The organism is Microcoleus sp. Pol12B5 (genome assembly GCF_036701335.1).
GTDB lineage: Bacteria > Cyanobacteriota > Cyanobacteriia > Cyanobacteriales > Microcoleaceae > Microcoleus.
The window spans coordinates 1-14,465 of the sequence record NZ_JAUBQQ010000059.1; the positions used below are offsets into that span (position 1 = coordinate 1).

At 46.3% G+C, this 14,465-nt stretch carries 11 protein-coding genes and 1 pseudogene; 5 read left to right on the forward strand and 7 right to left on the reverse strand.

Annotation, left to right across the window (positions count from 1 at the left end; translation table 11 throughout):
- Positions 1–168 precede the first annotated feature (168 nt).
- Positions 169–1,083: an N-acetylmuramic acid 6-phosphate etherase gene (murQ, locus tag QUA24_RS20685; RefSeq protein ID WP_333231727.1), complete on the reverse strand. Its 915-nt coding sequence runs from the start codon at positions 1,081–1,083 to the stop codon at positions 169–171.
- 189 nt (positions 1,084–1,272) lie between these two features.
- Positions 1,273–1,647, reverse strand: coding sequence for a DUF3110 domain-containing protein (locus QUA24_RS20690; protein ID WP_333213049.1), 375 nt, complete (start codon positions 1,645–1,647; stop codon positions 1,273–1,275).
- A gap of 453 nt (positions 1,648–2,100) precedes the next feature.
- Between QUA24_RS20690 and QUA24_RS20695 the strand changes: the two genes are divergently transcribed.
- The 5 genes and pseudogenes from QUA24_RS20695 (at position 2,101) to QUA24_RS20715 (ending at position 11,171) form a co-directional block, all read left to right on the forward strand.
- The gene (locus tag QUA24_RS20695) at positions 2,101–8,781 is read left to right on the forward strand and encodes a translocation/assembly module TamB domain-containing protein (protein WP_333231728.1); all 6,681 of its coding nucleotides are present in this window, start codon (positions 2,101–2,103) and stop codon (positions 8,779–8,781) included.
- Between the two features lie 56 nt (positions 8,782–8,837).
- On the forward strand, positions 8,838–10,067 hold the full coding sequence (locus QUA24_RS20700) for a clostripain-related cysteine peptidase (RefSeq protein WP_333231731.1): 1,230 nt from the start codon (positions 8,838–8,840) through the stop codon (positions 10,065–10,067).
- A gap of 165 nt (positions 10,068–10,232) precedes the next feature.
- Positions 10,233–10,598 carry a hypothetical protein gene (locus tag QUA24_RS20705; RefSeq protein WP_333231733.1) on the forward strand — a complete coding sequence of 122 codons (366 nt, stop codon included), beginning with the start codon at positions 10,233–10,235 and terminating at the stop codon, positions 10,596–10,598.
- Between the two features lie 104 nt (positions 10,599–10,702).
- Positions 10,703–10,947: pseudogene (locus QUA24_RS20710) on the forward strand (PD-(D/E)XK nuclease family transposase); the annotation flags it as partial.
- 65 nt (positions 10,948–11,012) lie between these two features.
- Positions 11,013–11,171: a DUF4351 domain-containing protein gene (locus tag QUA24_RS20715; protein ID WP_333231735.1), complete on the forward strand. Its 159-nt coding sequence runs from the start codon at positions 11,013–11,015 to the stop codon at positions 11,169–11,171.
- A gap of 97 nt (positions 11,172–11,268) precedes the next feature.
- Here the strand turns inward: QUA24_RS20715 and QUA24_RS20720 are convergent, their stop codons facing one another.
- From QUA24_RS20720 to QUA24_RS20740, 5 genes are all read right to left on the reverse strand, one after another.
- Entirely contained in the window at positions 11,269–11,772 is a 504-nt protein-coding gene (locus QUA24_RS20720) for a DUF2243 domain-containing protein (protein WP_333231737.1), read from the reverse strand.
- A gap of 18 nt (positions 11,773–11,790) precedes the next feature.
- The gene (locus QUA24_RS20725) at positions 11,791–12,003 is read right to left on the reverse strand and encodes a hypothetical protein (protein WP_333231739.1); all 213 of its coding nucleotides are present in this window, start codon (positions 12,001–12,003) and stop codon (positions 11,791–11,793) included.
- A gap of 25 nt (positions 12,004–12,028) precedes the next feature.
- A complete protein-coding gene (locus tag QUA24_RS20730) occupies positions 12,029–12,511 on the reverse strand; it encodes a type II toxin-antitoxin system HicB family antitoxin (RefSeq protein WP_333231740.1) in 483 nt (160 codons plus the stop codon).
- Positions 12,511–12,921 carry a hypothetical protein gene (locus QUA24_RS20735; RefSeq protein WP_333231742.1) on the reverse strand — a complete coding sequence of 137 codons (411 nt, stop codon included), beginning with the start codon at positions 12,919–12,921 and terminating at the stop codon, positions 12,511–12,513. The genes QUA24_RS20730 and QUA24_RS20735 overlap by 1 nt, the downstream gene beginning before the upstream one ends.
- A 64-nt stretch (positions 12,922–12,985) precedes the next feature.
- Complete coding sequence (locus tag QUA24_RS20740) at positions 12,986–14,341, reverse strand: serine/threonine-protein kinase (RefSeq protein WP_333231744.1); 1,356 nt, start codon at positions 14,339–14,341, stop codon at positions 12,986–12,988.
- Positions 14,342–14,465: the final 124 nt, after the last annotated feature.

A 14,465-nucleotide genomic window follows, 5' to 3' on the forward strand; every position in this document is an offset into this window, starting at 1 on the left:
GGATTTTAAAATCCCAAAAGCCTTTCGACCCCAATTATTTGACTGCTACCCCTTGACAGGTCAAGACAGTATCTACAGCAATTATGGGCGAAGCGAAGCGGAAGCAATTAACCGGACACGAGCTAACTAATAATAAATAACTAATCGCCAATAACTAATAATTACTGACTACTGACGAATTGATGCTACAGCCGATCGCAAATTGCCTTGAAACTCGCCCAAAATTCGATCGCACTCTTCCTTCTCCAAATTAGTCCAGTGCATCATCAAAGCTAACTTAACAGACTTGCCACTTTTTTCCAGCAAAAAACCCGCCTCATCCCGGTTCAAATCAGTCAAATCCTGCAACATCCGCACAGCCCGATCGCGCAATTTCTTATTAGTCACCGCCACGTCAACCATCCGATTGCCGTAAACCTTCCCCAGCTTCACCATTACCCCAGTCGAAATGATATTTAAAGCCATTTTTGTGACTGTACCCGCTTTCAAGCGCGTCGAACCAGCGACTACCTCCGGGCCAACCAACAACCGAATATCAACATCAGCCTCAAAATTCACTTGTTCGACGGGTACGCAGGCCATAAACACAGTCTTCGCCCCCCGCTGGCGCGCCGCCTGCAAAGCGCCCGCCACAAACGGCGTCGTACCTCCAGCCGTAATCCCGACAACTACATCTAAATTGGTAATTTGACGGTGGGCGATCGCCTCGGCCCCATCCTCAGCCCGATCCTCCAAATCCTCCGAACTCCGCACCAAAGCCCCCGCACCCCCGGCAATTATGCCCTGTACGAGTTCTGGTGGCGTGCAGAAGGTGGGGGGACACTCGGCCGCATCCAGCACCCCCAAGCGGCCGGAAGTACCGGCACCGACATAAAACAGGCGACCTCCTTGACGCAGAGACTCGGCTGCAAAGTCGATCGCTTGGGCTAACTGTTCGCGGGCACGGGCGATCGCGCTTAAGGTTTGGGCGTCTTCCCGGTTGAACAAGTCCACTAATTCGATCGAACTGAGTTGGTCTAAATTCTCGCTGTTGGCATTCACCTGTTCAGTCAGCAGATGGCCCCGTTCTTCCAAATTCTTCATTTTTTGTTAGTTGTTAATTGTCAGTTGTCGGCTAGTCCGTGGAGGGGGTAGGCACGGGGACACTACCCCTACAAAACGATGATTTCCCTGAGAATGAAAGCGCCCTGCCTTCTTCCCTTTTCCGTCTTCACCTCGAATCTCAATATCCATCCGTTAAATCCCGTATACTACTCGTTGCCGAACTTCCTATTACAAAAGTCCTTCGAGTCGGCGACGAATAGAATCCAGTTCGTTTTGGGAAACCTCAGAATCAGGTTCGGGTTCGGGCTCGGACTCCGGCTGCCACTGAGTCTGTGTTACATTGTCTTCTGGCGGAATAGCCAGCGCGCCCGCGGGGACAAGTTCCCAATCATAATCAACACTGTCGCAGAACTCCTTAATTTCCTCCTCGTCGATCGCCTCGACAGTGGGCTCGGGGAAATCCTGAGCTTCCAACATCACGCCAAAGCGGGTGGCGTCGTCTTCTGACTCAAACATCAGAACTTTGTTGCGATCGCCGAGTTGAATGGTATGAATTCCCTCATTCTCGGTGCGGGCATTGAAGAGTAAGACGAACACTCGCATAAGTTTTAAAGACCTTCTTAACCACCGTTTTTTTATCTTAGAAGCGATCGGGCAACCGATTTTAAATTTTATATTTTAGATTTTAGATTGACCACCGATCCTGCACTAGCGAGATCGAAATGAGTTGGGGCATTTGGACGACTTGGTTTGATATTTTAGATTTTAGATTGACCACCGATCCTGCACTGCGGGGGGAATCTAGAGGATTTGGAAAAGTTGGAGGACTTGGTTTTAGGTAATGTTGCGTGTTTTGATTAAGTTCGGTAAAGGTTTCTGGAGTCTACCCTGGAGTGGGACGTGCCTTTTGCCTTCGTTGGGCCCGATCGGCACTTCCGACCTCACTTCTGAGTCTACCAAAGGCAGGAGCCACCCTGGCGAATCACAGAAATTCTACCTGTCTAAAATCGGCTGATTCCCTTAATTCCTGAATTCTCTGATTTTTGAGAAACACCCATGACTAACTCGGACGATAACAAAAATCAACTCGCACCCCGTCCCCACCGCCGCTGGTGGCGTCTGCTGCTGCTTAGCGGTACGGGATTGGGCATTATCGCCTTGGTTGGGGCGGTGCTAGCTCAGGCGTGGGTGCGGGCAAATTTAGCTCCTTTGGTGGAAACTGAAGTCAGTCAGTTGCTGAAGCGGCCCGTGCAACTCGGACGTTTGGAGGGATTTTCTCTGACAAGTTTGCGGTTTGGCCGATCGACTTTACCTGCAACTCCTACCGATCCGGATTACGCTTCTACAGAAGCAGTTAAAGTAAAGTTTTCGGTTTTGCAACTGCTGTTCACCCGCACTCTCAAATTAGATATTACTTTAGTTCAAGCCAACGCTTATATCGAACAGGATGCTAAAGGCCGCTGGGTTAATCTTCCAACTGCGGAGCGGAAATCTCCGGGTTTATTTAAAACTGAAGTTGAAGCAATTAGAGCTGAAAATGCCGCTGCTGTTTTGGTGCCGAGTCCCGCAGTCGGGCAGAAAACTTCGGCTCCTATTTCTGTAAGTCTGAGAAATGGCAGTGCTCTATTTCGCGACCAAAATCAGCGCGTTCTCTACGAAGTAAACGGTCAGTTTACTAATAGCGATAATTTTATAGTTAAAGCTGATTCTATGTTACCTGCAGCTCAAACTAACCTGCAGTTGCAAGGTCAAAATTTGCCTTTGCCCGACCTCGCTCGCTTGCTAAGGCTTTCCAGCATTTCTTTACAAAAAGGTCTAGCTAATGGCAATTTGACCGTGCAAGTGCGAGAGAATAAAGTATCGGGAATTACCGGAACCGCTAGTTTTGGAGGCGTGCAAGCGAGTATTGCTCCCTTGAAACAAATCGTACAAAATAGCAGCGGTCAGTTGCGGTTTCAGGGAACTAATGTGATTGTCGATAGTTTGGCGGCTAATTACGGTCTAATTCCGCTGAGAATAGCAGGAACAGTTGCAACTGGAACTAATTTTAATTTGGAGAACGCTAGCTTCAATCTGATAACTAACGTGCAACCAGTGGCTTTTGCAAGTGTTGTCAGTGCGGTGGAGACAGAGTTAGGGCAGAAAGTAGTATTGCCCGTTGCTGTTGCGGGGGAGGTGAAGGCGGATGTCAAGCTGACTGGAACCGTCGATCTGCCGGTGCTCACAGGTACGATCGCCTCGACAAAACCCGCTACGGTCGATCGACTGCAATTAAACAATATTAGCACTAATTTTAAATTGGAACGGGGGAGAATGGCTCAAACCCCAACTCCTAATTCTCAATCTTCTATTCCCCCGTTTTCGTCTTTAGGTTTGACTTTGAGCGATATTTTGGTAGTGCCGGCGGCGGGGGGGAAAATTGGCGGTAAAGGTGAAGTCGATATAGCTTTAAAAAGTAAGAATTTGCCATCGGGTTTGGTGTTTGACTTCCAAGTTGAAAATGTACCCGGAGACGCGATCGCCCAAATTTACGCTCTCCCGATTCCTGCTACTGTTACAATTGGCAGTGTCTCCGCTAAAGCTCAAATTTTCGGCCCGTTAGACAACATTCAAGCTAGAGTTCAATGGCAAGCACCGCAAGGGACTTTCCCCGCTGCGGGCGAAATTAGAGCCGCAAGGAATTCGGCGGATTTGCAAAATACTGTTGTGAAAATTGGCGACGCTTCTGTTAACGTGGATGCTGCGCTAAAAGACCGTCAGTGGCAAGCTATCATCGAGGGCGATCGGGTTGCCCTCAACAGTTTGCAGCAAGTTCTGCCAGACCTTAATTTGCCTCCTGAAGTAGCTGGTTTGTTCAGCGGAACCGTCGAAGCAGCAGGAACTCTGGACGATTTGACTTTAAATGCGATCGCTGCGACGGGCAAAGGAACGCTGAGTATTGCTGACAGTATTGTTGATGTTAATGGCGAACTAGAATCTGGTCGCTGGCAAGTTTTTGGCAACACTGAAAAAGTGGCTGTAAATCAATTAATTGATATTGGCTTGCCGCTATTAACACGGGAAACGCCAGCCAATCGGGAGAATATAGAAGCTAAAATCCAAAATTTTAAAGCGTTAAACGGACAGCTAGCCGGTAAATTTCAAGCTGCGGGAAATGTTGACGACTTAACGGCTGGCGGAATCAATGTTACTGGCAACGGTAGGCTCAATTTTGCCGACAGCAATGTGAATTTACAAGGAGAATTGGTAGCGGGAAACTGGCAAGCAACAGCAGAAACAGATCGCACTTCCATCAGCCGCTTGGTAGATTTGACACTGCCGATTTTAGATGTGGCTTCAGCATTCAATACCGAAAATCAGCAATCTGCCAATCTCAATAATCTAAAATCCAAAATCCAAAATCTAAAATCGATTGACGGACTACTATCGAGTCAATTTACAGCATCGGGAAGTCTAGACAATTTGACTGCTAGCAGCATCAATGCCAGTGGCAGTGGCAGACTCAATCTTGCCGGCAGTGATGTTAATTTAAAAGGAGAATTGGTAGCCGGAAACTGGCAAGCAACAGCAGAAACCGATCGCACTTCCATCAGGCGCTTAGGAGATTTAGGATTGCCGCTGTTAGATGTTGGCTTAGCTTTCGCTGCTGACAATCCCCAAACAGTCGCCAATATCAACAATCTAAAATCAAAAATCAAAAATCTCCAATCGCTTGACGGACAAATATCCAATCAAATTCAAGCCCGCGGCAGTCTTGATAATTCAACCGCCGCTAACATAGGCGTCAGCAGCAGCGGCATACTCAATATAGGGGACGGTACTCTTGCTTTTAGAGGTAAATTAGAAGACAGACGCTGGCAAGCTTTCGCCGATGCCGATCGAGTTATTCTCAGTCGCTTAGAACAAACTGTTCGCAATCTCCAACTGTTTCCACTAACGGCGACTTTGCCTAAAGGATTTGACGGCAGAGTTAACGGCGAATTCCAAGCAGCGGGTAGTTTGGATAACTTGACAGCGAAGGGAATTAATGCTAGCGGAGAAGGAGTGATTGTGGTCGATCGACTCGGGGCGATCGATACTACAGCAAAATTAGAAAACGGCAACTTGCAAGCATTGCTGGAAACCAACGGAATTGCCGTCAGTAATTTAGAACAAACCCTCAAACAAACAGGTTTGCTGACAGCGGATTTACCGCCAGAAATTAACGGAACCCTCGACGGCCAAGTCCGCATTCTGGGAACAGTAGATAATCTAACCGCCAACGGCATCACCGCCAACGGCGACGGACAAATTCGACTCGCCAACGGCGGAGGAATTGTCAATGCTAAAGGCAGCGCCGCATCGGGGAATTGGCGCGCGTCAATCGAGGGCGAGCAAATTGCTCTAAGTCGCTTCCAGCAAGCCTTTGAATCCCAGCGACAAAGCTTGCAAACCGGAGGTGTAGTATCTCGTACCCCAAATCTCCCCCAGCTTGGAGGACTGTTTAACGGCAATATCAATTTATCCGGCCCGATTGCGGCGGGCACGGGGGCACCGCCCCTACAAAATGTTCGCGCCGGTGGCAGTTTCCGCATCTCGGAATTGCCGTTTTTGAACCAACCTTTTGAGGCAGTATTTAATTGGGACGGCAAACGGGTGGAAATTGAGAACGCTACAACTCCGGGTTTGACAGCAAACGGCTTTGTTAACGTCGAACTCGAAGGTAGAGGAGGGCCCTCAATTTCCAACTTAGATTTGGATGTCAGACTCTCGAACTTTAACCTGGAAGCCTTACCAGCAGAACAACTAGGATTTTTGTCTACAATTGCGGACAAAAATTCCTCACAGCAAAACCCACCCCTGCGCGGCAATGTAGATTTTACCGGCAGCCTTACCGGAACCCTCGCCGCCCTCAGCTTAGTTGGCGACGTGGAAGTCCGAAATTTAGCAGTAAATCAAATCGCTTTTGACCCGGTACTGGCGGGGAGTGTGAATGCGGATGCTGGGAAAAGTGTAGATTTGCGTTTGGCCGGTCGCCAAGACAAAATCGAAGTAGCTTTAAATCAATCTTTTCTGCCGACATCTTTCTTAATTCAACGCGGGGAATCCGTGGCTAGGGGCCAAACCGAGGGAGAAACTTTGCGAGTTAATTTAAGCGATTTTCCCCTCGCTGCTTTGAATCTATCACCCGGTAAAGATGCTGGTTTGGGGCCGATAACTGGTACGGTTTCGGGACAAGTAAATGTGCCCGGTTGGAAGATGCCGTTAAATCCGGCGACTTTGCAAGCAAGCGGACAAATTGCGATCGCTCAACCGGCGATCGGCTACATTAAAGGTGACAGTTTCCAAGGGGAATTCAGCTACGCTAACGGCAGCGCCACTCTCACAAACGGACTTTTCCGCCAAGGCAGCGGTCAATACTTAATTTCCGGTAATGTTCAAACAGGCGCAAACCCGCAATTTGCCGGGAAAGTTAACGTCCAGCAAGGCAATTTGCAACAGGTTTTAACCGCTTTGCAATATTTCAATTTAGGCGACTTGGCTAGAGGCGTAAAACCTCCCGTTTACGGTGACAGTGGCGACGTGCAAACTGTAGCAGTGGGAGAACCAGAAGCCCCGCTAATCGAACAGTTGCGCCGCTTGGCAGAAATTGAAACAATTTTGCAGCAGCAGCAGGCAGTGAAATCATCAGAAAAATTGCCTCCGTTATCTCAATTGCAAGGCACTTTTGGCGCGGAAATTGCTGTCGCCGGTTCTTTGCAAACGGGTGTGGAAGCTCAATTTAATGTGAAAGGTGATAACTGGCAGTGGGGAGAATATGTCGCTGAAACGTTCAGTCTTGAAGGCAGTTTTCAGGACGGAATCTTAACTGTTTTGCCTTTGGAAATTCGATCGGGCAAAAGTGCGATCGGCTTTTCGGGACAAATCGGGCAAAAAGCTCAATCCGGGCAGTTGCGGGTAGAAAATGTGCCGGTGGAAGAGTTGGCAGAACTGGTGGAATTGCCTTTTGTGGATGTCACGGGAAATTTGAATTTGCGGGCGAATTTGGCCGGCAGTTTGGAAAACCCGCAAGCCACCGGGGAATTGAGTTTGGTTGACGGTACGCTAAACGGAGAACCGATTAAACAAGCCGACGGCAGTTTCAGTTACAGCAATGCCCGCTTGAATTTTGGCGGCAGCGCTTTGGTAACTCAAACCGAACCGATTGAAGTGCAGGGAAGTTTGCCTTTTGAGTTGCCCTTTGCCGCCGTGAAAGCTGATAGCAATCAAATTGATGTGAGGGCGAATTTGCAAAATGAAGGTTTGGCAATTATTAATGTATTGACTCCGCAAGTTGCGTGGGTCAGCGGCAAGGGACAGGTGCAGATTCGCGTGGGAGGAACGCTGGAAGACCCTGTAGCCCAAGGAATTGCGAATTTTGAAAATGCAACCGTCCGGGCGCAAGCCTTCCCAGAACCGCTGACAGGGCTGACTGGGACGGTGCGCTTTGAGGGCGATCGTATTCGGGTAGAAGGAATTCGGGGACAGTTGAGTCAGGGACAAGTCGTGGCCCAGGGCGTGATTCCGCTGTCTGTGCCTTTTGCGGAGGGCGATGTCGATGTGGCTAATCCTTTGACTGTAAATTTAGACAAGTTGGCAGTGAACCTCAGAGGATTGTACAGCGGCGGCGTAGTCGGTCAAGTGCAGGCAAGGGGCACGGCTAGGCGTCCGCAGTTGAGCGGTAATATTGAACTGTACAACGGTGAAGTATTTCTCCGGAGTCCCGGCGGCGGCAGAACTGAGTTAGCTTCTTCCTCTTCTGCTTCTGATTCTGATTCCACATCTTCTGCTTCTCCTGCGACTGAGGTTTCTGCTTCCCCTACAACTGAGGTTTCTGCTTCTGGTCCAACTCCGACTTCCCCTTCCTTTGAAGTTGGATTGAACGATTTACGACTGAATTTGGGCCGGGGAATTCGGGTCACAAGTGCGCCGATATTGAGTTTTCAGGCGACTGGGGGCTTGACGGTGAATGGAACTCTAGATGACCTTCGCCCGGAGGGTACAATTCGGTTGACTTCCGGGTCGGTGAATTTGTTTACAACGCAGTTTAGACTCGATCGAGGATACCCGCAGACTGCTACCTTTGTACCAACACAAGGACTCGATCCGACGCTGGATGTGAGATTAGCAACCTCGGTGCAGGAAGTAACGCGGTTCCGCACTCCCGGCACATCTGTAGCCTCTGAAATCGCAGACGAACCGACAACTTTCGGCAGCGTGCGGAGTGTCCGAGTTCAAGCGTTAGTGCAGGGAAGGGCTTCTCAGTTGGGGGAAAATCTGGAGTTAAGGAGTTCTCCGAGTCGATCGGAAACAGAGATTGTAGCGCTATTGGGCGGCAGTTTCGTGCAGACTTTGGGACAGGGAGACAGTACACTGGCGATCGCAAATTTAGCCGGTGCGGGTTTATTGAACAACCTTCAATCTGCGATTACCAACGCCACAGGATTGAGCGAATTTCGCTTATTTCCCACTCGGATCAGAGGCAATGAAGCACAAACAGCTAGTTCCAGTTCGGGTGCGGGTTCTCTCGGTTTAGGTTTAGAAGTTGGGTTTGACATCACGCGCAATATTTCAGCATCAATTATTCGAGTTTTGTCAGCAAATCAACCGACAGAATTTACTGTGCGTTATCGATTGAGCGATAAACTTTTACTCAGAAGTTCCAGTAATTTTCAAGGAGACAACCGTGTCACTGCTGAATATGAATTGAGGTTTTAGTTAGCAAAAAATACAGTCTGAAAAAAGCTGAATATTCTCAATTAGGAGCAGAGAATGTGAAAAGGAGAAAAGCCATTAAACTGATAACAGTAAGTATTAGTTCTTTAATAGAGACAATATATTACTCAGGAGACCAATATATGCTTGGAAGTATGGTCAAAAATCATTATGACTGGATATTACTATACTGGATGCCCTATGACAATAATCTCTCAAAATTCGGGCAACCAATTATTCAAATGCTAAGTAAAGGTGTAAAAAATGACAAAGTTTTAGTAGTCGTACAATCAGACTTTAGTGGAGCAGCACAAGTTTCTAGAAGCATCATTAGCCAAGGTAAAGTGGATACGCAATACTTAGAAACAGCAGATAGTAGTAGCCCAGAACTCTTGAGTGAGTATCTGACTTGGGCACAATCTCAATTTCAAGCCAGACGCTGGGCTATTGTGTTTTTAGGTCATGGTGGAACGCTTATGGAAATTAGCCCCGACGAACATCCCACCTCCCCTTCAATTTCAGAAATTAGATGGATGAATCTTCAAAAAATAAATCAAGTTATATTTAATTTTAACCGCTCTGTAAAGGGAAATCTAGAATTATTATTTTTCCAAAATTGTAATAAAGGAAATATTGAAGTACACCATACCTTCCAAAATACTGCTAAGTATACGCTTTCATCTCAACTCCAACTGGGAGTACCCAATTACTATTATGAGCAATCATTAAGTTATTTAAGCGATTATCCCGACATTGATGGTTCTCAGCTAGCTAAAAAAATTATGGATTATGAACCGCCTAATATGTACCATAGTTTGACATTAACTAACAATCATTATTTCCGCTATTTGCCCGAAAAACTTAATGTTGTTATTGATTCTATTTTGCAAGCCGACATTGCGCCTGTGAAAGTTTTTATATCCTCAATTTTATCCCATGAAGTCAATTTTTCTAATAACAATACTGTAGTAGTTTATCGTAACTTTGGAGAAACCTTTGTTGATTTCGCACACTTTCTACAAAAACTTACTCAATTATCAGGTGCAAGTCCGTCAGCTTGTAACGATTTACTGTTATTTTTAAAGAATTTTCTGATTCAGAGAGTGCAACAGCATGGTGAATTACTTGACTCAAAAATTAGACATAAGTATAAAAACTTATCAGGCTTAGGTTTATTTTTACCGAGAAATCGGCAGAAACTGGAAAAGTATTTGTATTTATCGGTTTATTCAGACTTAAAACTTGTAGAGCTTTTTGAGGCAGTTGTATTCGAGACAAAAAAAAACTAAAGATATTGGAGATATTTTACTTTCCCGACTTCACAGAAGCAATCAGGGAAGTAAAACAACTGCCAGCATTCGCTCCCAATTCCCACTTCCCAATGCTATAATATAAATAGCAGAATTAAAGCCCTGCTGTTAACCCCGCGCACAAGGTTATAGGAGTTAAGTCAGATGGCAAACAAACTCCAAGTCAATACACAGTCGATCGGCTACAGCGACTTTTACTGGAACCGCTTTAGTCCGAGAGTTGCGACTATCAGCAGTGTCCGCAACGCCAATCACTGGGACGGCGGATTTATCACCTATATTGCATTTCCCACAAAAGTAGAAGCTACAGCAGCAATGAAGTATTTGCTCTTGCATCAAAAAGCTGCTGATGTCGATATGCGGAAAGCCAAGCGAATGAAAGCAAAAGGCATTCGGTGGGAACTCAAAATTCGGGGTTTAGCTTTTAATGAAGTGCTGAAGCTGGCGACGATGGATATAACTGGAAAGCTAGAGATGTCCGCTGCAGCTACTACTCAAGCCACAGGCTGATAATTGAAAAACTTCGTAGTTGCGCTAAGGGTGGTAAAGCGCAACTACCAACCTAAAAATCCCTCCGATATTGCATTTTGCTTCTTCCCCCTTCCTTCTACAATATGCGTTTCATCAGTCCCAAAACCGACTTTGCATTCAAAAGAATATTCTGAGCTTCCGAACATCCTGAAATTTTAATCAGCTTCCTAAATGCAATGCTGTATAACGGAGAACCAACCATCTAAGAAATAGAAATCATTTACCCTTATTTAGCAGGAAGCGTTACAGGATTGAAAGACACTTACCTGGATGTCAAAGCCAAGATTACCGGCAAAAAACCGTGATTGTTGAAATGCAGGTACTCAACGCCGCCCCCAAGGAATCGAACAAGGAATCCAAAGGGGTAAAATTGAGGGGGAAATAGGATTAATTATGCGCCCAATCGTGCGGCGGGTGGGTGATGTTACACAGGAAGTTCAAACTAGCATCCAGGGATTATCTGCGGAACAGTTAGATGATTGGGGGGAAGCTTTGTTGGATTTTAGGAGTCAAGAGGATTTGATGGTATGGTTGGAGTCGGCTGCTGGATGAACTGATGAGTTAAAAAGAGACTCAACGGTTGAAACGGTCGAGTCTAATCGAAGATTTTTAACGCGGATTTGGTATAATTCCCAATCTCTGCATTCATTTAAACTTTAGTATCTGCGGGAACTTCCCTCTGTACAAGCATCCAACCTAACAGCGCTAAACTAACTCCAAGAGCGAGAAATCCTAAATCCCAAGCTAACTCGTTGATACCGGGTTTGACGTGGTGGATTCCCAAAATTTGATGGTCAACAATGCCTTCAACAAAGTCAAACAATCCAGCACCAATTAATATTGAACCCAAAAAAGTTTGAGTTGACAGAGGAACATCTTTGCGCTTCACTGCACGCCACAAACAGAAGATTCCCGCCACTGTTACCAACCAATCCGCAGCGTGAAACAATCCATCTCCGAGGGTATTTAATTCTAAACCGGCAACGGTAGCATCGGTTTTAACGCTGCTAAACATATGGTGCCACTGGAGGAGTTGGTGCAGCACTATGCCGTCAAAAAAGCCGGATTGACCGATACCGAGGAGAATTCCTGCGATAATTAGAGGCCGGCGGTTGTTAACTGCGGTGGTTGGTGCGTTTGTGCGATCGTCCAATGGAAAACCTCAGATTATTTAACTGCTGAGTCTGGGTCGGTGAAGGGATTTGCCAATACATTTTTTTTTAGTTTTGCTGGGGAGGAGGGGCGATCGCATCATCCGCGAGAGAGATTTTCCGAGTGAAGTGCGATCCTCTTCGAGGGCTTCGCTAACGCGCCTTGATTTTTGATGGATGATGGGAAAGTGCGATCGAATCTTGCCTGCAATAACTTCTACAACACCATCCACATACTAATTAATAGTTTTAATTACATTAAACCTCAACATATTTGCATAAAGTCCTGGCTTCAGGAATAGACGAACCAGATTGACGCAACTCTTCTAAATAAAAAACTATGGCTGCTTTAATTTGCTGTTCGACTTCCTCGATAGTTGTACCTGTTGCTACGCATCCGGGTAAATCAGGAACATAAGCAGAATAATTGCTTTCTGATTTCTGGATGGCAATTGCATAACGTATAATTCTGCTTTTACTATCTGCTTTTGCGTTTGCCAACACCCTAGACCCTTCTGGCGTCAATTCCCATCTGTCGCGAGGCGAATTAGTTTCTACATATCGTTTAACCAAGCCATCAGCAGCCAGTTTTTTTAAGACGACCATCATGTCAGGTTCTCGCGGTACATCTCGACGGGAAAGTGCATTCGCGAGTTCGTACCAACTCCACTTTCCTTGACCTTTAGCTACTAATTCCAGCAGCACTAATTCAAGCTGGGTTAATTGAGTTAGGTTTTTCATCAAAATTCCTCTACGCTCGGATGAAATAAAACGCCGAATCCTTCTTTTAATTTATAATCTTCCAGAGTAGCTGTGTGAGCATTGTTCCAAAGTTCATAAGCCTCATCCGGGTCGGGGGGTTGTCCAGTTGGGTAGCCAAGCTTTTTATATCTGAGATACTCGCGTAACTCGTGAGTATAAAAGCGTAAATCAACAGGCTCAGCTACAAGGGTTTGGGTGGCGATACTTCTTAACCTTTCTACCATTCTTAGCTCAGCTTCACCAACTGGATTAAATCTGCGAACATGAGCTTCAACTAAGGCAACGCCTTTATCAGTAATTTTAACATTTTGATAAGATAAGTTGAGAATCTTTCCGCCAGCTTTTGAGGGATTGAAAGGTCTGCCACTTTTTGCACCTTTTTCTATCATTTTATTCGAGTGGCTTTAATCTATCCGTAGTTAACAAAGTTCGGAAACGCTTAGATGTTACACTCTACAAGTCTCGACGCGAGAGAAGAGAACGCCCCACAACAAGCCCCGCACCAACCACCCCATCAGTTAACTTTCCCTTCACACACGGGAGGTGTCCTATAGGTGCTTTGGTGTTGAATTTTAGATCATTATAGTGCAACCATTTACTACTATTCACACGCCAACCTACCCGATCGCCAAAAGCTGCCCAAATTTTCCGATCATATTCTCTGCTTCCTCCCAGACTTTCATAGATGCGTTTCTGCACCGAAAAGCCGAAACGTCCGTTACTGTATTTTACCCAAAGTTGGTCAATAGTTCGTAAGTCTTCACAGGGGAATCGATCGATATCTTCACCCCTCAGCCAGCCATCCTTTGTTCTCCCCGCTACTTCCAGCATTTTTCTTGCCGTTTCCCCATCCGCCTCTTGCCATTTTCCGCTAGCCAACAGCCGATCGAGTTGACGATAATCAACTCCTTTTGCTGAAATCAATTTTACAGGTTGGGGCGGTGGCTGCGGGCTAGGAATCGTTGGTGAAACACCCCCTCTTTGCCCCCGATTGCCGGGGGATTGGGGAAGCATAGCCAACCATTTTTGAACCGACTGAGGGCGCTTTGTCTCATTCATTTCCATCCCTTTCATAATTGCCCGATGCACCGCATCGCTAATATTAGGATTAATCTGAAACGGCGGCTTTAAAGGATGATTTAAAGCTCTCATAAATGCAGGAGTTGGTTGTGTTTTCGTTAGCAAATAGTATAGCGTTGCTGCCAGAGCATAAACATCTGTGTACTCAGCAAATCTGCCCATTTCCCCGTACTGTTCGGGAGGCGCAAAACCATGTGTTAGCCCCAAAGTCATTTGCTGAGTGCGATCTGGAATAAAACCCCGTGCCAAACCAAAGTCAATCAAAACTGCATCAAAATTGTCGCGTACCATAATGTTTTGTGGCTTGATATCCCGATGTAGCAAACCTTTTTCGTGAACTACTATTACCGCTTCTGCCACTTTGCGGATGTAGTTTAAAGCTTCGGTTTCCCACAGGATACCGCGCTTTTCTACCAAATTCAACAAATCTTTCCCTGCCACATATTCCATCGCAATGCAAGGCAAATTACCATCAATGAAATAGTTGTCTATTTGCACAATATTGGGATGTTTGCACAAAGATAGCAGTAGCGCCTCATCGCGAAATTTGTCCCGAAACCAGGCAAAATTTGGATCTCTCAATAAGTCGTCTTTCAGCGTTTTGATGACAACCCGCTGCCTGTTTGGCGCCTTCTGCGCTAGGTACGTGACCCCAAAGCCGCCCTCACCTAACTTGCCTTCAATGATATACCGATCGCCATTTAACCGCTGCCCCGGTGTCCAAACCATTCTCCTCACCGCCAACCAATATTAATTTTTATCTCGGCATAGCCTGTATTTTAACTGTATTTTCTAAGTTCGGTTTAGTTCCACGGGCCCAACTTCAGTTCGCCTTCCCGGTGATGGTTGGCTT